Origin of the sequence: Halioxenophilus aromaticivorans, from assembly GCF_042850945.1 — a bacterium.
In the GTDB taxonomy this organism is placed as follows: domain Bacteria; phylum Pseudomonadota; class Gammaproteobacteria; order Pseudomonadales; family Cellvibrionaceae; genus Halioxenophilus; species Halioxenophilus aromaticivorans.
Map to the genome: position 1 here is coordinate 1,726,841 of NZ_AP031496.1, position 17,805 is coordinate 1,744,645.

The 17,805-nt window shown below is 52.1% G+C and carries 18 protein-coding genes; 13 read left to right on the plus strand and 5 right to left on the minus strand.

The features are described from left to right. Positions 1 to 73 precede the first annotated feature (73 nt). The 3 genes from ACGHM3_RS07505 to ACGHM3_RS07515 all read left to right on the plus strand — a co-directional run bounded on the left by ACGHM3_RS07505 (position 74) and on the right by ACGHM3_RS07515 (position 2,723). Entirely contained in the window at positions 74 to 1,225 is a 1,152-nt protein-coding gene (locus tag ACGHM3_RS07505; RefSeq protein WP_345417632.1) for an OmpA family protein, read from the plus strand. 129 nt (positions 1,226 to 1,354) lie between these two features. Beyond that, positions 1,355 to 1,765, plus strand: a complete 411-nt coding sequence (mscL, locus tag ACGHM3_RS07510) for a large-conductance mechanosensitive channel protein MscL (RefSeq protein WP_345417634.1) — start codon at positions 1,355 to 1,357, stop codon at positions 1,763 to 1,765. A 133-nt stretch (positions 1,766 to 1,898) separates the two neighbouring features. Then, entirely contained in the window at positions 1,899 to 2,723 is an 825-nt protein-coding gene (locus tag ACGHM3_RS07515) for a mechanosensitive ion channel domain-containing protein (RefSeq protein ID WP_345417636.1), read from the plus strand. 63 nt (positions 2,724 to 2,786) lie between these two features. Here ACGHM3_RS07515 and bfr read toward each other — a convergent pair whose 3' ends face one another. Both bfr and ACGHM3_RS07525 read right to left on the minus strand, forming a co-directional pair. After that, entirely contained in the window at positions 2,787 to 3,266 is a 480-nt protein-coding gene (gene bfr, locus ACGHM3_RS07520; RefSeq protein ID WP_345417639.1) for a bacterioferritin, read from the minus strand. A 289-nt stretch (positions 3,267 to 3,555) separates the two neighbouring features. Further along, a complete protein-coding gene (locus ACGHM3_RS07525) occupies positions 3,556 to 3,765 on the minus strand; it encodes a (2Fe-2S)-binding protein (RefSeq protein ID WP_345417642.1) in 210 nt (69 codons plus the stop codon). A gap of 556 nt (positions 3,766 to 4,321) precedes the next feature. Between ACGHM3_RS07525 and ACGHM3_RS07530 the strand changes: the two genes are divergently transcribed. Next, positions 4,322 to 4,924 (plus strand): peroxiredoxin C, encoded by a 603-nt coding sequence (locus ACGHM3_RS07530; RefSeq protein ID WP_345417645.1) that lies wholly within the window; start codon positions 4,322 to 4,324, stop codon positions 4,922 to 4,924. A gap of 80 nt (positions 4,925 to 5,004) precedes the next feature. On the opposite strand, the gene rnt is transcribed toward ACGHM3_RS07530, so the two are convergent. The 3 genes from rnt to ACGHM3_RS07545 all read right to left on the minus strand — a co-directional run bounded on the left by rnt (position 5,005) and on the right by ACGHM3_RS07545 (position 7,174). Next, a complete protein-coding gene (gene rnt / locus ACGHM3_RS07535) occupies positions 5,005 to 5,658 on the minus strand; it encodes a ribonuclease T (RefSeq protein WP_345417648.1) in 654 nt (217 codons plus the stop codon). A gap of 127 nt (positions 5,659 to 5,785) precedes the next feature. Next, the gene (pyrC, locus tag ACGHM3_RS07540; protein WP_390518236.1) at positions 5,786 to 6,757 is read right to left on the minus strand and encodes a dihydroorotase; all 972 of its coding nucleotides are present in this window, start codon (positions 6,755 to 6,757) and stop codon (positions 5,786 to 5,788) included. A gap of 174 nt (positions 6,758 to 6,931) precedes the next feature. Beyond that, positions 6,932 to 7,174 (minus strand): hypothetical protein, encoded by a 243-nt coding sequence (locus ACGHM3_RS07545; protein WP_345417655.1) that lies wholly within the window; start codon positions 7,172 to 7,174, stop codon positions 6,932 to 6,934. Here ACGHM3_RS07545 and ACGHM3_RS07550 point away from each other — a divergent pair. The 9 genes from ACGHM3_RS07550 (at position 7,173) to ACGHM3_RS07590 (ending at position 17,779) form a co-directional block, all read left to right on the plus strand. Then, entirely contained in the window at positions 7,173 to 8,021 is an 849-nt protein-coding gene (locus tag ACGHM3_RS07550) for an OmpA family protein (protein WP_345417658.1), read from the plus strand. The genes ACGHM3_RS07545 and ACGHM3_RS07550 overlap by 2 nt on opposite strands. A gap of 300 nt (positions 8,022 to 8,321) precedes the next feature. Beyond that, the gene (locus ACGHM3_RS07555; protein ID WP_345417661.1) at positions 8,322 to 9,542 is read left to right on the plus strand and encodes an argininosuccinate synthase; all 1,221 of its coding nucleotides are present in this window, start codon (positions 8,322 to 8,324) and stop codon (positions 9,540 to 9,542) included. A gap of 265 nt (positions 9,543 to 9,807) precedes the next feature. After that, positions 9,808 to 11,259, plus strand: a complete 1,452-nt coding sequence (gene ccoN / locus ACGHM3_RS07560) for a cytochrome-c oxidase, cbb3-type subunit I (protein WP_345417664.1) — start codon at positions 9,808 to 9,810, stop codon at positions 11,257 to 11,259. A 15-nt stretch (positions 11,260 to 11,274) separates the two neighbouring features. Beyond that, positions 11,275 to 11,886 carry a cytochrome-c oxidase, cbb3-type subunit II gene (gene ccoO, locus ACGHM3_RS07565; protein WP_345417667.1) on the plus strand — a complete coding sequence of 204 codons (612 nt, stop codon included), beginning with the start codon at positions 11,275 to 11,277 and terminating at the stop codon, positions 11,884 to 11,886. A gap of 24 nt (positions 11,887 to 11,910) precedes the next feature. Then, complete coding sequence (locus tag ACGHM3_RS07570; RefSeq protein WP_345417670.1) at positions 11,911 to 12,138, plus strand: cbb3-type cytochrome c oxidase subunit 3; 228 nt, start codon at positions 11,911 to 11,913, stop codon at positions 12,136 to 12,138. Further along, positions 12,135 to 13,034, plus strand: a complete 900-nt coding sequence (gene ccoP / locus ACGHM3_RS07575; protein WP_345417673.1) for a cytochrome-c oxidase, cbb3-type subunit III — start codon at positions 12,135 to 12,137, stop codon at positions 13,032 to 13,034. Before ACGHM3_RS07570 ends, ccoP begins: the two co-directional genes overlap by 4 nt. Before the next feature lie 209 nt (positions 13,035 to 13,243). Beyond that, a complete protein-coding gene (ccoG, locus tag ACGHM3_RS07580) occupies positions 13,244 to 14,683 on the plus strand; it encodes a cytochrome c oxidase accessory protein CcoG (RefSeq protein WP_345417676.1) in 1,440 nt (479 codons plus the stop codon). An 82-nt stretch (positions 14,684 to 14,765) separates the two neighbouring features. Further along, the gene (locus tag ACGHM3_RS07585) at positions 14,766 to 15,323 is read left to right on the plus strand and encodes a FixH family protein (protein ID WP_345417679.1); all 558 of its coding nucleotides are present in this window, start codon (positions 14,766 to 14,768) and stop codon (positions 15,321 to 15,323) included. Then, positions 15,320 to 17,779, plus strand: coding sequence for a heavy metal translocating P-type ATPase (locus tag ACGHM3_RS07590; RefSeq protein ID WP_345417682.1), 2,460 nt, complete (start codon positions 15,320 to 15,322; stop codon positions 17,777 to 17,779). Before ACGHM3_RS07585 ends, ACGHM3_RS07590 begins: the two co-directional genes overlap by 4 nt. Positions 17,780 to 17,805: the final 26 nt, after the last annotated feature.

Here is a 17,805-nt window from a genome sequence, read left to right on the forward strand (position 1 = left end):
ATAAACAAAGGTAGCGTTAACTTTTGATTAACCTTCCGGGGACAACCCGGGCACACACCTTTTGGAGAGTTTTATGAGAAAACTTGCACTCGCAACGGCTCTGTCCGTTTGCACTGGCACTGCCTTTAATGCTGTGGCGGAAGATGGTGGTAGCCATTTTACCCTGACGCCAGGATTGGGTTATTACAACTTCGACAGTGAGCGTTCTTTAGACGACGCCACGGCACTATCGGCGGCTTTCGGATACGAATTTGATAGTCCTTGGGCGTTAGAATTGGTTTACATGATGGCCAATACTGACAGCGATACCGCAACGAGTGTGGATGTCGATCACGATCAGTACCGTTTGGATGCTCTGTACTATTTCAACCGTGGCTCCGGTGTTCAACCTTACTTAGCAAGCGGTATTGGCCGTGGTAGCTTCGAAACGGATACCGCGGACATGGACGAAACCATGGCCAACCTCGGCGGTGGTTTCCGTTTCTTTGTACAAGACAATACCGCCATTCGTACTGATATTCGCGCTATCTACGGTGATGACGACAGCACATGGGATTACGTGGCTACCCTTGGATTAAATCTAATCTTTGGTTCCAGCGGCGGTAGTGCCAGCAAAATGATGGAGCCAGTGGCAGCAGCTGCCGCGCCGACTGAAGCTGCTCCTGCTCTCGACAGCGATGGCGACGGCGTCGCGGATAATCTGGATCAGTGCGCTGATACCGCCGCAGGTATGGCGGTTGATTCCGTAGGTTGCCCAACCGACAACGACGGTGACGGCGTAGCCAATGCCGACGACCAGTGCCCAGACACCGAAGCCGGTGCTAAGGTGGATGAAGTAGGTTGTTACTTGGAGCTGTTGGAAGCGAAGGAAGTCCGCTTGGCTGTGCAATTTGCCACCATGTCCGACGAAGTACGTGAAGAGTACATGCCGGAAGTGGAAAAAGTGGCTGAGTTTATGCGCGCCTACGTAAACACCGATGTGATTATTGAAGGCCATACTGACGATCGTGGTGCCGAGGCGTTTAACTTGGAATTGTCCGAGCGCCGCGCCAAATCTGTGGCCGCAGTATTAACCAATCGTTTCGGTATTGATGCCAGTCGTGTTACTGCCATTGGTTACGGTGAAAGCCGTCCATTGGTGGATAACCAAACCGCAGAAAACCGTGCTAAAAACCGTCGAGTGGTTGCGGTAGTTACTGCCCAGGTTAAAACACGAGTTCAGTAAGCCTTTTTCTGCTGGCCTATAGCAGGCCAGCATTTAGGTTTAAATCTTTTCAGTTTTTCCTGCTTTGCGCCATTCCTCGGGTGCACAGTTTTATTATCTTTAAAACAATAAATTGATAGGAGAATTACCATGGGGATGATGAAAGAATTTAAAGAGTTTGCCGTTAAAGGCAACGTCATGGACATGGCAGTAGGTATTATCATCGGCGCAGCCTTTGGTAAAATTGTGTCCTCGTTCGTTGCCGACGTTATTATGCCGCCCATAGGACTGGCTCTTGGTGGGGTGGATTTTAGTGACCTTGCTGTAACCCTTCAAGAGGCGTCGGGGGATGCCGCTGCGGTAACTTTGAATTATGGTTCCTTCATTCAGACCGTGATTGATTTTACTATCATTGCCTTTGCTATCTTTATGGCGCTTAAAGCCATTAATTCCCTAAAACGCAAAGAGGAAGAAGCGCCGGCAGAGCCTCCTAAGCCAAGCAAAGAAGAGGTTTTGCTCACCGAGATTCGAGATCTGCTAAAACAACAGAACTCTCAGTAACCAATCCCCAGCTTTATTGAAAGCCGGCTCAAGATAACTTGGCCGGCTTTTTCCGTTTTAGGGCATATCAATTAGCGTTGTTCGTTGTTACCCTTAGATAAAGAGCTGTTTAACAACAAGGCAAGAGGGCTTTATGGATCAAGAGAACATTGAAGAAATCATCCAAACGCTAGCGACCAATGGTATCGATTGGGGCGGCAAGATATTGTTTGCATTGGCGATATTTTTCATTGGTAAATGGTTGGCGAAGAAAATCACCGATCTTATTCGCCGTACCATGGTGTCTCGCAATGTTGATCCAACCTTAACATCGTTTATCGTCAATATTATTTACTACTTGGCGTTGGCGTTCGTTGTTATCGCTGCGCTAACCAAGGTGGGTATTCAAACTGCTTCTCTAGTTGCGGTAATCGGTGCAGCCGGTTTAGCCATCGGTCTGGCTTTGCAGGGTTCGCTGTCTAACTTTGCGGCTGGCGTAATGCTGATTTTGTTTCGCCCGCTAAAAGTTGGTGATTTTGTGGAAGCCGGCGGTGCCATGGGGTCGGTGAAAGAAGTTGGTATTTTTAACTCCATCCTTCTAACGCCAGACAACAAAACCATTGTGGTACCTAACTCCAACATCACCAGCGAAAACATCACCAACTTCTCCACCCAGGATGAGCGCAGAGTGGATTTGGTGATTGGTGTTAGCTACGAAGCCGATGTTAAAAAAGTGAAAGAGGTGTTGCTGGAAATCGTCAACGCCGACGAGCGGATACTCACCGAGAAGGGTATTACCATTGGTTTGTTGGAGTTGGCGGATTCTTCCGTTAACTTTGCCGTTCGGCAGTGGGTGAAATCCTCTGATTACTGGGGTGTGTACTTCGATTTAATGGAGAACATCAAACTTCGTTTGGATGCTGAGGGCATCGAGATTCCTTATCCGCAAATGGATGTGCATCTCGATAAACCCGAGTAAATCCCGTAAAATAAGACCCCAAAAAAAACGCCGCAATTTGCGGCGTTTTTGGTGCCAGGACTTTTAAGATTCGTCGATGGACATGGCCGACTGCTGGTAATTTTGGATACCAACCTTGTCTATCAGCTGGAGTTGGGTTTCCAACCAGTCTACATGATCTTCTTCGTCTGACAGTATCTCTCTGAACAGCTCGCGGGACACGTAGTCGCTGACGGAATCGGCGTAAGCAATGGCTTCTTTCAAGTCTGGAATGGCCACCAACTCCAGTTTCAGGTCGCATTCCAGCATCTCTTGGGTGTTCTCGCCAATCATCAATTTGCCGAGATCCTGCAAATTGGGGATGCCTTCTAAGAATAGGATGCGTTCAATCACCTTATCGGCGTGTTGCATCTCCTCAATAGATTCGCGGTACTCTTTGTCGGCCAGGGTTTTTAGGCCCCAATCCTTAAACATTCTGGAGTGCAGAAAATACTGGTTGATCGCGACCAGCTCGTTGTACAAAACTTTGTTCAGATATTCGATGACTTTGGCGTCGCCTTTCATGTCTTTTCCCCTTATTACCGCTGCCTAGGATACGATTTCAGCTGTTAGTGTGGTGCTAGGTTTGATGTGTGTCAAGCTAAGTTATTGATTTTATTGGTAAAAATTAATCTAAATCAGTCTGTTTCTCAATTGTCATCACAACTAAGAACGATTTACCAGCCGGCGCAACGGGCGGTTTTTCGGCAAAAAGTGAGTAATATTAGGAGCTTAGGATGTATGGCGAGGGAGGGGGCTTTGTGGGGCAGGGGTGCTGGCTGGGCGGCACCCTTGGTAAAGCTGAGTAATGGGTCTAGGCGGCGCTATAGCAGGTATCGTCGTCGATGGTGACATTCATCTCTGCCAGAGTTTGGTTAACGATGTCTCGGGTTTGCAGAGCGCATTTGCCGCATTGGGTCATGGCACCTAGCTCGTTGCGCACAGAGCGCAGGCTGCCGCCGGTGGAGGCCACAGTTTGGCGGATTTGAGAGTCGGTAATGCCCTTACAGATACAAACGTACATAATTATAGCCCGTTACTGACTAGCGTATCGCTAACACATTTCTAATAGTTTTTGTGGGTTGCCAGTTAAACCAAAATAGCAGCAGCTATTGCTGAGTGAGCACCTAACTGTCTCTGAGGTTTAACAAGCTGGCATCACTAGCGGCATCGCAGTTGATCATCGATTGCTCGTTAGCAGCAGTTGTTGAGAATTTTAATTAAACGATAATAATTGTCAATAAGCTTTGTGAATTAATCTGGTTTACTAATGTAAGTGATAGTCAGTCGTCTTTGTATTGGCGCGATGAATAACATGGCTGGTTTGAATTGGCTGCCTGCTTTTTAACCTATTGATTTGTAATTACTTTTTTTGAAGTCTTTGGCTATGGCCATGATTAAAAAAATCTATAGGTGGCATAATAAAGAGGGTGTATGATAGCTAACTACTATGAGATTGGGTCGAACCTATAAAGAACATTGAGCCACTTTTGTAGTCGTATTCTCCATTGCAGACCTGTAGTGGGGCTCGCAGAGTAACACCAAATCCATTAAAGCAATTTTGACCGAGGGAAATTCTCATGGGCGTTTTAGTTGGAAAACCAGCACCCGATTTTACTGCTCCAGCCGTTCTAGGTTCCGGAGAGATTGTTGAAGACTTCAACCTGGCTGAAACCATCAAAGGTAAGAAAGCCGTTATATTCTTCTATCCATTAGACTTTACGTTTGTTTGCCCATCCGAATTGCTTGCTCACAACAGCCGTATGGCCGAGTTCAAAAAGCGTGGCGTAGAAGTGATTGGCGTATCCATCGACAGCCACTGGACTCACAACGCCTGGCGTAATACCCCAGTTGATAACGGTGGTATCGGCGCGGTTGAGTTCACCTTGGTGGCTGACATCACGCACTCCATCTGCCAAGCCTACGACGTTGAGTCGGCCGGTGGCGTTGCTTTCCGTGGTTCTTTCTTGATCGACGGCGAAGGTAACGTACGCCACCAAGTCGTTAACGACCTGCCTTTAGGTCGTAACGTTGACGAAATGCTGCGTATGGTTGATGCCCTAGCATTCCACGAAGAGCACGGCGAAGTGTGCCCGGCGGGTTGGAAAGAGGGTGATGCGGGTATGTCTGCTAACCCAGAGGGTGTTGCTTCTTACTTGGCGGCCAACGCTGACAAGCTGTAAGTCTAGCGCTCAGTCAAAAAACCCGGCCTTGGAGCCGGGTTTTTTTTGCCTGCAATTTACCGCCGGGTCTGTGCGGGATGTTATTCCGACAAGGGCCAGCCACCCAGGGATTGCCAACGATTCACAATGTAGCAAAACAAATCTGCGGTTTTTTCGGCGTCGTAGGCGGCGCTGTGGGCCGAGCGGTTGCAGAAGTCTATGTTGGCGGTCATGCAGGCTTTGGCGAGCACGGTTTGGCCCAGGGCTAGGCCTGCTAGGGTGGCTGTGTCGAAGCAGGAGAAGGGGTGGAATGGGTTGCGTTTAATGTCCACGCGCTCGGCAACGGCGTTGACAAAGCCCAGGTCGAAATGGGCATTGTGGCCCACCACCACGGCTCGGTTGCATTCTTCGGCTTTCACTGCTTTGCGTATCGCGCCGAAGAGCTCGGCAATGGCAATCGACTCTGGCATGGCGTCCCGCTCAGGGTCTTCCAAATCGATGCCGGTGAAATCCAGGGCGGACTGCTCAATATTGGCCCCCTCAAAGGGCTCAATGTGGTGCTGGAATGTTTCTGAGCGGTGTAACACACCGTTTTCGTCCATCCGCAATGTCACCGCTGCTATCTCCAGCAGGGCGTCACTGTTGGCGTTAAAGCCGCCGGTTTCGACGTCGACTACCACCGGGAGAAAACCACGGAAACGGGATTTTAAACGGTTGCCGGTTTCTTCGTCTTTAGATGTGGGTGTATCAGACAATGACAATCCTTACTGTTGGAGTCGTTTGGTGCTAAATTCAGCCAATATGGTAGCACGAATCGCGGTTTAGCTAAGTATCTTGCGGCTTATGCGTAGCTTGAGGGGCTTCGCCGAGGTTAAAGCCACCTTAGCGTACTAGGCGCCAGTTTAAGGTTTGGCCGGCGCACAGTGGGGTAATGCCAACGCCGGGTGTAAGGTCGAACTGCTCAGGCACTTGCCAGGGCGTTTTGCTCAGCGTGATGGTGTCGCTGTTGCGAGCTAGGCCGTAGAAATCAGGCCCGAAGTGGCCGGCAAATGCCTCGAGTTTGTCCAACGCGCTGGCTTCGTCGAAGGCCGTGGCGTAGAGCTCGATGGCCGCATAGGCGGTATAGCATCCGGCGCAGCCGCAGCTGGCTTCTTTTTTGTCAGTGGCGTGTGGCGCGGAGTCTGTGCCCAGGAAGAATCGACTATCGCCACTGGTGGCGGCGCTGATCAGCGCTTGCTGGTGGCTGGACCGCTTTAAGATGGGCAAGCAGTAGTAGTGCGGTTTGATGCCACCCACCAGCATGTGGTTGCGGTTGTACAGTAGATGGTGAGCGGTGATGGTGGCGCCCACATGGCTACTTTGCGACTGCACAAACTGCACGGCGTCTTCGGTGGTGATGTGTTCAAGTACGGTTTTTAACTCAGGTAAGTCGCTGCGCAGTTTAGTCAAAGTGCGGTCAATAAACACCTTCTCGCGGTCAAAGATGTCGATGGCCGTATCGGTCACTTCGCCGTGCACCAAGAACAACATGCCGTGCTCCTGCATGGCTTCTAATGCCGGGTAGATGTTATTGATGTCGGTAACGCCGGAATCAGAGTTGGTGGTGGCACCGGCCGGGTAGAGTTTGCACGCCACCACTCCAGCGGCTTTAGCCTCGGCGATGGTCTCTGGGCTGGTTTTGTCAGTCAAATACAACACCATCAAAGGCTCAAAGGACTCCCCCTGAGGGACTTCGGCGCTAATGCGGGCATGATAGGCTTTGGCTTCGCTGGCGTTGGTCACCGGGGGTACTAGGTTGGGCATGATGATGGCTCGCCCAAATTGGCGCGCTGCGTCGGACACCGTGCGGCCCAGTGCTTGGCCGTCGCGAAGGTGGATGTGCCAGTCGTCTGGCCGGGTGATTACGAGCTTATCGGTCATAGTAGTCTCGGTAGGGCATGTTCAGGCTGGCGGCGGATAATACCATGTTCGGTCAGGCTGAAAATTCAAAATATCGTCGTCAACTTAAGAAAAATCTCAAATAGCCGACTATGCTGTCATAGATATGACGAATGCGCGGATTCCGCGTTGGATAGTAAAGCGAGCAGTGAAGGGTTGTACGAGAGCCATGGCAACGCTAGGCGTAAGATTCCATTTAGCAGCGATAACAGGTGCAGCGATTACAGGTATAGCGGCAATATTGGCGCCTTGCGCGGCGTGGGCGGCGAGTTTTAGCCCTACGGTGCACAATTCAGAGTGGATGGTTGAGGGGTCTGAATTTGGCTGTCGCATGGCTCAGCCCATTCCTGAGTTTGGTAAGGCGGTGTTTTTTCATGAAGCCGGCGAAACTCTGCACTTTTATTTGGAGGCGGATTCGCCCCGCATGAAATCCGGCCGCGCTGCCGTTAAAATAATCAATCCAATTTGGAAGCCTGATGGCAAGGCGCGCTCATTGGGCTATGTGGATGTTCGTCAAGATCAATCGTCCATCGACATCGAAGAGAAACTGGCCAACAAGATGCTGCAGGAGCTTTATGCCGGCCAGCAGGTGCAGTTCTCCCGCCAATCCTGGTACGACGCCGCTCAAACTGTCAGCGTGGCGATTTCCAATGTCAACTTCCGCGCCGCCTACGATCAGTACGTAACCTGCTTGGCCGATTTGTTGCCTGTCAATTTGGCTCAAATAGAACGCACATCCCTAGTGTTTAAGCCAGGTCAGGAGTTGCTGTCTGATAAAGAAACCGACTTCCTTGACGATATTTTGGTGTACGTCGATGCCGATAAAACCATCCAGAGCTTTTATATCGATGGCCATTCGGATAGCCAGGGTACTCGGTCGGAAAATCTCGAAACGTCCAAGCGCAGGGCGGAGAAGGTGATGAAATACCTGGTTGCCGGCGGCATTGAACGGGACAAAATTGTGCTTCGGTGGCACGGTGAACGCTATCCTGTGGCCAGTAACCGCACGGCCGCAGGGCGGGCGCAGAATCGCCGGGTGACGGTGCGTCTAAGCAAAGAGCCGGCACCGCAAATGCCTGAAATTCAAACAGCGGTGGCGGGTAATGCCATCGACACAGAGGCGCTCAAGGAGGCTCTAGGGGAGCCGCCGAAAAAGGTGCCGCCAACTATTGCGCCTTAAATACTATTGCACCGTGAATATTAGGCATTACACTGAGTCGTTCGTTTAATCTACATCGGTGGCTGGCGCGTACCGTCCACAACAGTCTCAAAGCCCCCATAAGCACTCAATATTGTAGTGGTTATGGAGTGCGTTCTCAGCAGAATTTTCAGTCAGTGAAGGGCTCGGGAGCAGTGTAATCGCTGCCGCCTTTTACTGTAATTAGATTCCTCACGCGCTGGGAATTAGGCCCAATAACCGATACAATGCGCGCCGCTAATTTTAGCGCTGAGCGCTGTGCAATTGTTTAGGAGTCCACAGATGGCCGCAGTAAAAAAAGTCGTATTGGCATACTCTGGAGGTTTAGACACCTCAGTTATCGCCCGCTGGCTGCAAGATACCTATGAGTGCGAGGTGGTAACCTTTACTGCCGACATCGGCCAGGGCGAAGAAGTTGAGCCGGCCCGGGCCAAAGCTCAGGCCTTGGGAATCAAAGAGATTTACATCGACGATCTGCGTGAAGAATTCGTCCGCGATTTTGTGTTCCCTATGTTTCGCGCTAACACGATTTACGAAGGCGAGTATCTGCTGGGGACTTCAATTGCACGCCCACTGATCACCAAGCGCATGATCGAAATCGCTAACCAAACCGGCGCTGATGCCGTGGCCCACGGCGCCACCGGTAAAGGTAACGATCAGGTTCGTTTTGAGCTGGGAGCCTATGCTCTTAAGCCCGGCGTAAAAGTGATCGCTCCCTGGCGCGAGTGGGATTTGAACTCCCGCGAAAAGCTTATGGCCTACTGTGAAAGCCATAACATCCCAGTGGATTTCTCCAGTAACAAGAAAAAATCGCCATATTCCATGGACGCAAATCTGCTGCACATCTCCTACGAGGGTGGCATTTTGGAAGATCCATGGGCCGAGGCCGAGGAAGATATGTGGCGCTGGTCGGTATCGCCTCAGCAGGCACCGGACACACCCACCTACATTGAAGTCACCTTCGAGAAAGGCGATATCGTTGCCATTGATGGCCAGCCGATGTCTCCAGCCACAGTGTTGGCAAAATTGAACCAAATTGGTGGTGCCAACGGTATTGGTCGTTTAGATATCGTAGAGAATCGCTATGTTGGCATGAAGTCCCGCGGTTGTTACGAAACCCCTGGCGGCACCATTATGCTCAAGGCGCACAGGGCCATCGAATCCATCACCCTAGACCGCGAAGTGGCGCACTTGAAAGACTCTTTGATGCCACGCTACGCCGAGATGATCTACAACGGTTACTGGTGGGCGCCAGAGCGCAAAATGTTGCAGGTTGCCATTGATGAATCGCAACACGTTGTTAACGGTGATGTAAGACTGAAGCTGTATAAAGGTGCTGTTGAGGTGGTTGGTCGTCGTTCCGCCGATACCCTGTTTGATGAAAAGATTGCCACCTTTGAAGATGATGCAGGTGCTTACAATCAGAAAGACGCAGAGGGCTTTATTAAATTGAATGCCCTGCGTATGCGCATTGCGGCAGGCAAAGGCCGTTCTATGCTCTAAAATCATTCCAACGGTGTATTGGCACTTTCACCGTTGCGAATTACTTTTATTTAATTGGGTTGCCGGTAAGCGCTGTAGCAAAGCGCGCCGCAGCCACAGCGGGATTTCCCAGCTGGCCTTGACCAGAGTCAAGCGGTATTCGGCGCCGATCCTCTACTATCGCCGACGCCGAATGGGAAACAGACGCCTCTACCGTGATGGGGCACCCGGAGTCACCGCCCTCCAGGATTTTGCAATTCTCAAAACTATTAACTAGGACATCGCTATGAGTAGTCATTCAATAGCAGGAGAGCAGCCTGATTACGATTTTGATATCGTCAGGAAGTTCAGCGTTATGACCGTGATCTGGGGTGTGTTCGGTATGGCCATGGGTGTACTGATCGCGTCGCAGTTGGTTTGGCCTGGCTTAAACGATCTACTGCAACCCTACACACACTTTGGCCGTTTGCGCCCGCTGCATACCAACGCGGTTATCTTCGCCTTCGGCGGTTGTGCGTTATTCGCAACGTCTTACTACGTTGTGCAGCGCACCTGCCAAACTAGACTGTTCGGCGGAATCTTAGTTCCGTTTACTTTTTGGGGGTGGCAAGCGGTTATTGTGTTGGCTGCCATCACGCTGCCTATGGGTATGACCTCTGCCAAAGAATACGCAGAGCTGGAATGGCCAATCGACCTGCTGATCGCAGCGGTTTGGATTTCCTACGCCATTGTCTTCTTCGGCACCATTGCTACTCGTAAAACATCCCACATCTACGTGGCCAACTGGTTCTACGGTGCCTTCATTATCACCATCGCTGTACTGCATATCGTCAACAGTGCTTTTATCCCAGTGAGCCTCACCAAGTCTTACTCCGCCTATGCCGGCGCCATGGATGCCATGATCCAGTGGTGGTATGGCCACAACGCGGTGGGCTTTTTCTTAACCGCGGGCTTCCTGGGCATGATGTACTACTTCGTGCCTAAGCAGGCCGGCCGTCCGGTATATTCTTACCAATTATCGATTGTTCACTTCTGGGCGCTGATCTCGTTGTACATCTGGGCCGGTTCTCACCACTTGCATTATTCTGCACTGCCCGATTGGGCGCAAAGTCTGGGTATGGTGATGTCTCTGATTCTGTTGGCGCCTTCCTGGGGAGGCATGATCAACGGCATCATGACGTTGTCCGGTGCTTGGCATAAACTGCGCACCGATCCAACCCTGCGCTTCTTGGTGGTTTCTCTGTCCTTCTACGGTATGTCTACCTTTGAAGGCCCAATGATGGCGATTAAGACCGTTAACGCTTTGTCTCACAACACCGACTGGACCGTGGGTCACGTGCACTCCGGTGCTTTGGGTTGGGTTGCCATGATCTCCATCGGTTCTGTTTATCACCTGCTACCAGTACTGTCTAACCGCAAAGAGATGTGGAGTGTTGGCCTGATCAACGCGCACTTCTGGTTGGCCACCATTGGTACCGTTTTGTACATCGCCTCTATGTGGGTGAACGGTATCATGCAAGGTTTGATGTGGCGTGCATTTAACGCCGATGGCACTTTGACCTATAACTTTGTTGAGTCTGTAGAAGCCAGTACACCGGGTTACTTTGTGCGTGTGATTGGTGGTGCCTTCTTCCTCACCGGTATGTTGTTGATGGCCTACAACATGTTCCGCACCTTGTCTGCGGCCAAAGAAGCGTCCGCAGAGACATCAGCCACAGCTGACGCTCGTACCGCGTGATAAGGAGTTAAGACCGTGAAAAATCATGACATAGTAGAAAAAAATATTGGCCTGCTGATTGTGCTGACCATTGTCGCCATCAGCTTCGGTGGCCTGGTGGAAATCGTGCCGCAGTTCTTTTTGAAAGAAACCACCGAGCCTGTCGCTGGCCTAAAACCCTGGCCAGCCAAAGAGCTGGAAGGCCGTGATATTTACATTCGGGAAGGTTGCCACGTTTGTCACACGCAAATGGTTCGCCCATTGCGTGCAGAGGTAGAGCGTTACGGCCACTATTCGGTTGCCGGTGAGTCCGTTTACGAGCACCCCTTCCTGTGGGGCTCCAAGCGAACTGGCCCCGATTTGGCTCGGGTTGGTGGCCGCTACTCCGATGACTGGCACAAAGCGCACTTGTACAACCCTCGCAATGTTGTGCCTGAGTCCAATATGCCTGCGTTCCCTTGGTTGTTCGACAACGTGCTGGATGGCAAGCACACCGCTGCCAAAATGGAAGCTTTGCGTACTGTGGGTGTTCCTTACACTGACGAAGACATCGCTGGCGCCAAAGAGGCTGTAGAAGGGGTTACCGAAATTGATGCCTTGGTGGCATACCTGCAGAAGCTGGGTGTGTTACTGCAGCAAAAACGTTAACCAAATCCTTGAGTAGGTTGTGGTATGGAATCTGAATTGCTGAATAACTTGCGTGGCTTCTCCACTGTATTGGTCATGATCGCATTCGCCGGCGTGTGCTGGTGGGCGTTTTCACCAAGCCGCAAGAAGAAGTTCGAGGATGCAGCCAATCTGCCATTTGCAGAGGATTCCAACCCCAGCCAAGCATCGCACAACTCGTTGAATACCACCGGTCAGCCTGAGGCCGGCACTAAGGGGCAAGAAAAATCATGAGTACTTTCTGGAGTTTATGGATCATCGTTTTGACGTTGACCAACATTGGGCTGGTACTTTGGGTGCTACTAGCAAACCGCAAGGTAGCGGCACGGGATGACGTCGATCCCGAAAACAAAACCACTGGCCACGTTTACGATGGCATTGAAGAATATGACAACCCACTGCCTAAGTGGTGGTTCCAAATGTTTATTCTGACCATCGTGTTCACCGCTATTTATCTGTTCTTATACCCTGGTTTGGGCTCTTACAAAGGTTTCTTGGGTTGGACCTCTGTTAACCAGTTAGAGAACGAGCAGGCCAAGGCGGAAGAGTCCTACGACGAATCCTTCGGTAAATACGCCGAAATGTCCGTTGCAGAGCTAGCCCAAGACCCTAAAGCCCTGAAAATGGGTACCCGATTGTTTGCTAATAACTGTGCTATTTGTCACGGTGCAGACGCCGGCGGTAACTTTGGCTTCCCCAACCTAACGGATGATGATTGGCTGTACGGCGGTACGCCAGAAGCAATCAAAACCACCTTGTTAAACGGCCGTGTGGCCGCCATGCCGGCGTGGAAAGGCATTATCAGCGACGACAATATCGCCCAGGTAACCCAGTACATTCTTAACTTTACCGGCCGCGCTGAAGATGAAAGCATGGTAGAAGCTGGCGCTCAGGTGTTTACCCAAAACTGTGCCCTTTGCCACGGTGGTGATGCCAAAGGTTTACCAGCATTCGGTGCGCCAAACCTGACCGACGAGATCTGGCTTTACGATGGCAGCGCCAAGGGTATTCGTCAGACCTTACGTAACGGCCGTGCGGGTGTAATGCCGTCGCAGAAAGACAAATTACGTGAAGACAAAATTCATTTGTTAACGGCTTACGTATACAGCTTGTCGCAAGACCTCGAATAAGCTCGTTCAGCAAGGAATCTTTGCAAGGCCGCAGCGGTTCAACGCTGTGGCCTTTTTTTTGTCCGCCGCTCACATTTGGGCGGCAATGTGTCGCCATTTGAGTTAAACCAAACCGGGTTTAAAAAACTATATTAGGATAAAACGAATTACTAAGCCGATTGGCTTTAGTGCCCGCCCATGAAACGCCGTGTTAGGTAAGGTAGTTAACCGTGGTTGAAAAGATACCAGTCAAAGAAGAAACCGATGTTGGCGCTGACGCCCAGGTCAATTTGTACCAGGCATCGGATAAAATTTACGTTCGCAAAATTGATGGCTTTTATCAGAACATACGCCGTTACACTGGCTTGCCGCTATTGCTGGGCTTTGTGTTGATGCCGTGGTTTAGTATTGATGGTCGGCCGGCCATGCTCTTCGATTTACCCGAGCGTAAATTTCATATTTTGTGGGCCACGTTTTGGCCACAGGATGGCATGCTACTGGCGTGGTTGCTGATTATTGCGGCCTTTGGCTTGTTTGCGGTGACCACACTAGTAGGCCGGGTGTGGTGCGGCTTTACTTGTCCACAAACCGTTTGGACCATGATGTTTATGTGGGCCGAGCGTATGTTCGAGGGCGATCGCAACAAACGCATCAAGTTGGACAAACAACCCTGGAGTGCGGAAAAGCTTCTGCGTAAGGGTGGTAAGCACGCCACATGGCTCCTTATCGCTTTTATCACCGGGGTAACCTTTGTGGGTTATTTTACCCCGGTGCGAGAACTGTTGGCGGGTATGTTGCCCTATCGTGATGAGACCGGTTTTCTGAGCTGGGGTATTCACCCGGCGGCGGCATTTTGGACTTTCTTCTTTGCCGGCATGACCTATCTCAATGCAGGTTGGATGCGCGAGCAGGTGTGCAAGTTCATGTGCCCTTATGCTCGTTTCCAGTCGGTAATGTACGATGAAGAAACCCTGGCGGTAAATTACGATGCCGCCCGGGGTGAGCAACGCGGCCCGCGCAAGGCCCACGAGGATTATAAGGCCAACGGCAAGGGCGATTGCATCGACTGTTCTTGGTGTGTGCAGGTGTGCCCGGTGGATATTGATATTCGTGAGGGGCTGCAGTACGAGTGCATCAATTGTGGTTTGTGCGTGGATGCTTGCAACAGTGTGATGGACAAAATGGGCTACGAACCGGGATTGATCCGGTTTACCTCGGAAGATGCGTTAAAAACCGGCCACACTCGCTTTATGCGCCCCCGGCTGTACGGCTACAGCATTGCCTTGGTGGCCATGTTGTCGGCGTTTGCCTACGCCCTGGGCGACCGGCAGCCGCTGTCCGTGGACGTGGTGCGCGATCGCGGTGCGCGCATGTATCGGGTGAGCAAGGAAAATATCATTAATGTCTACACGGTTAAGATCAACAATATGGACCGGGTAGGGCATACCTACGATATCGATGTGCGTGGCGAGGGCAACTACAGCCTCTCCCATCAGCCGGTCTACCTCGAAGAAGGTGAGATTTTTACCATCCCGGTGCGGGTAAAAATACCCGGTGATCAAGTGGTCGCGGAAAAGTCCGAAGTGTTTATCACCGTAACGGCGGAGCAGGACGACGGGATCAGCGCGGAGCAAAAAACCACCTTTATAGCCCCTTTACCCAGCCCATAAGGGCTGGTTTTGGGCCAGCATTTGTATTGTAATAGTGCGCCTTTTTGGCAGTGCAGGCGGGAATGGCCCGTTGGAGTGGTAAGTGACAGAGCAAGAAACATCAAAACCTTGGTACCGTGAATTCTGGGCTTGGTTCATTTTAGCGCCGCTGATTAGCTCGGTGATTTTATCGAGCATTATGGTGACTACCGCGGTAAAACATGGCGACGATCAGGTCACCGTGGACTATTACAAAAAAGGCCGCATGATCAACCAGGATTTGGCCCAGGTTGACGTGGCTCGCGCCAAGGGCATCCGTGCGGATATTCAATTTGATTTGGAGCTGGGCGACTTAACTCTGGCCCTGGCGGCTACCGATGCTGGCTACCAATTGCCCCAGCAGCTGACGCTGTTTATGGAACACCCCATCGATGAAAACCTAGACCGCGTGATTGTATTGCGTGAATTTGCGCCGGGTAATTATCGCGCTGACCTGGATCGAAAGCCCAACTACCGCTGGTATCTAAGATTATTGCCAGGAGATGCCAGTCAACCGGTGGATATCGACGAGCGCGCCAAGCAGGTTGACCCGGATGCCTGGCGGTTGAACGGCGAAATTGATTTTCAGTCAACCACAGGCGTTTTGCTCACCGTACTATGAGCCAAAGCGCACAACCGGCGTGCTTTCACTGCAGCCTTCTCATTCCCAATGGCGCCCAATTTGAATCCGAATTGGATGGCCAACAACGCCGGTTTTGTTGCCCCGGTTGCCAGGCCGTGGCAGAGACCATCTATCAATCTGGGTTGGATGGCTTTTATCAATTTCGGTCTCAATCCAGCGCCCGGCCGGATTTAGAAATCCTGCAAAAAAACTATCTCGCCTACGATTTGCCGCAATTGCAGCAGGAGTTTGTAACGCCTGTAGCCGCTGCCGAGGAGGGTGCCCAATTACAGGCGCAGTTTCTCATCGAGGGTATTACCTGTGCGGCCTGCGTGTGGTTGATCGAGCATCACCTCAGCGCCATCGATGGTGTGGAGTCGGTAGCTGTGAATGCCGCCACCGGCCGAGCCAAAGTGCGTTGGCAGGCTAAGGCCATCAAATTGTCTGAGATACTCTCCGCCGTGGCCACCATCGGCTATCGGTTTACCCCCGCCACAGAAGATCACAATCAACAGCGCCTACAGCAAGAGCGACGCCTGGGCTTAATGCGGATTGCCGTGGCCGGTTTTGGTATGATGCAAGTGGGCATGGTGGCGGTTGCTATTTACGCCGGTGCCAGCGGCGAGTGGCTGTCCTATTGGCGATGGATTAGCCTTATTATTGCTACGCCGGTGGTGCTATTCAGTGCTCGCCCGTTCTTTACTGCGGCTTGGCGGGCGCTGAAAAATCGGCATCTCGTCATGGATGTACCGGTGTGCATTGCCATCGCATTTGCCTACACTGCCAGTGTCTGGGCCACGTTGACGCAAACCGGTGAGGTCTATTTCGATTCGGTATCGATGTTCACCTTCTTTTTATTGCTCGGCCGCTACTTTGAGATGAGCACCCGCCATGGCAATCAATTTGGCATGACGCGCATGGCCCAATTGCTGCCGTTAACCGCCACACGCTTGCAGCATAATGACAGCGTTACAGATCAAGAGGGAGAGCGTGATGGCAGCGGGCGTGAGCTGGTGCCGCTGCGAGCGCTTAGCACCGGCGATAGGGTGATGGTGGCGGAGGGCGAAACCGTGCCCTGCGACGGCGTGGTGTTGGCTGGCCGGTCACGGGTGGATGAGTCGTTACTCACCGGCGAGGCGCACCCTATAAATAAATCTGTTGGCGCAAACGTGGTGGCCGGCAGCAGTAACTTGGATTCACCGCTCACCGTAGAGGTAACCGCAGTGGGTGCCAACACCACGCTTTCGGCCATAGAGAGTCTTGTTGATAGCGCCGGCGACAGCAAACCCAAGCAAGTGATCTTGGCGGACCGGCTGGCATCCTGGTTTGTTGCGGCGGTGCTATTGATCTCGGCGGTAACCGGGTACCTATGGTATCTGCGCGAACCCAGCCATGCGCTGTGGGTGGTGTTGTCAGTGTTGGTAGTGACCTGCCCCTGTGCCTTGTCATTGGCCACACCCACCGCGCACGCCGCGGCTTTATCGCGTTTGCGGCGCGAAGGATTGCTCGTTATCAACAGCGACACCTTCACCGCCCTTGCCAAAATAACCCACATCGTGTTCGACAAAACCGGCACCTTGACCGTGGGCCAACCCCAGGTAACTCAGGTGGATAGTCTGGGTGAGGTGCCGCGTGAGAAGGCCTTGGCCATCATCGCCAGTTTGGAGCGTGACAGCAAACACCCCATCGCCAAAGCGTTTGCGCCTTGGCAAAATCAAATCAGTGCGGTCGATGTGCGCAATGCGCCCAGCGCGGGTGTGAGCGGAGTCGTGGACGGCTGTCGCTATTTTTTTGGCCGACCTGAATACGTAGCCCAGGCAGCGGGGCTGAAAACCCTGCCCGAACCTACCGCCCAGGATGCCAGTGCATCGCTGACCGCTTTTGCTCGCGCGGGTGAATTGTTGGCCTGGGTCGCCTTGGCCGATGCCACCCGCGACAGCGCCAGGCCGGTGGTGGATTTAGCGAAACAGGCCGGGTTAACCTGCGTTCTGCTCAGTGGTGATCAACCCGATACCGTTGCCCAAGTGGCCGACCAATTGGCCATTGCAGATTATCGCGGGCGTTGCTTGCCAGAGCATAAACTGGCGGCGGTGCAAGCCTTGCAAGGCGAAGGCAAGGTGGTGCTGATGGTGGGTGATGGCATTAACGATGTGCCCGTGCTCAGCGGCGCAGATGTTTCCGTCGCTATGAGTAGCGCCACGGATTTGGCCCGCGCCAAAGCCGATGCTCTGTTACTGGCAGGCGATTTAACGTTATTAGTACGGGCCCAGCGTTTTGCCAAAAAGTTGCAGCGCACCATCAAGCAAAACCTGCTGTGGGCGTTGGCCTACAATGGTCTAGCATTGCCACTGGCCGTGCTGGGGTTAATACCACCCTGGGCTGCGGCGATCGGTATGAGTGCCAGTTCCCTGGTGGTGGTTATTAATGCACTGCGGTTATCTCGTGCATCTGTTTAAATTCTTACCAAATTATTGTTCTGTGC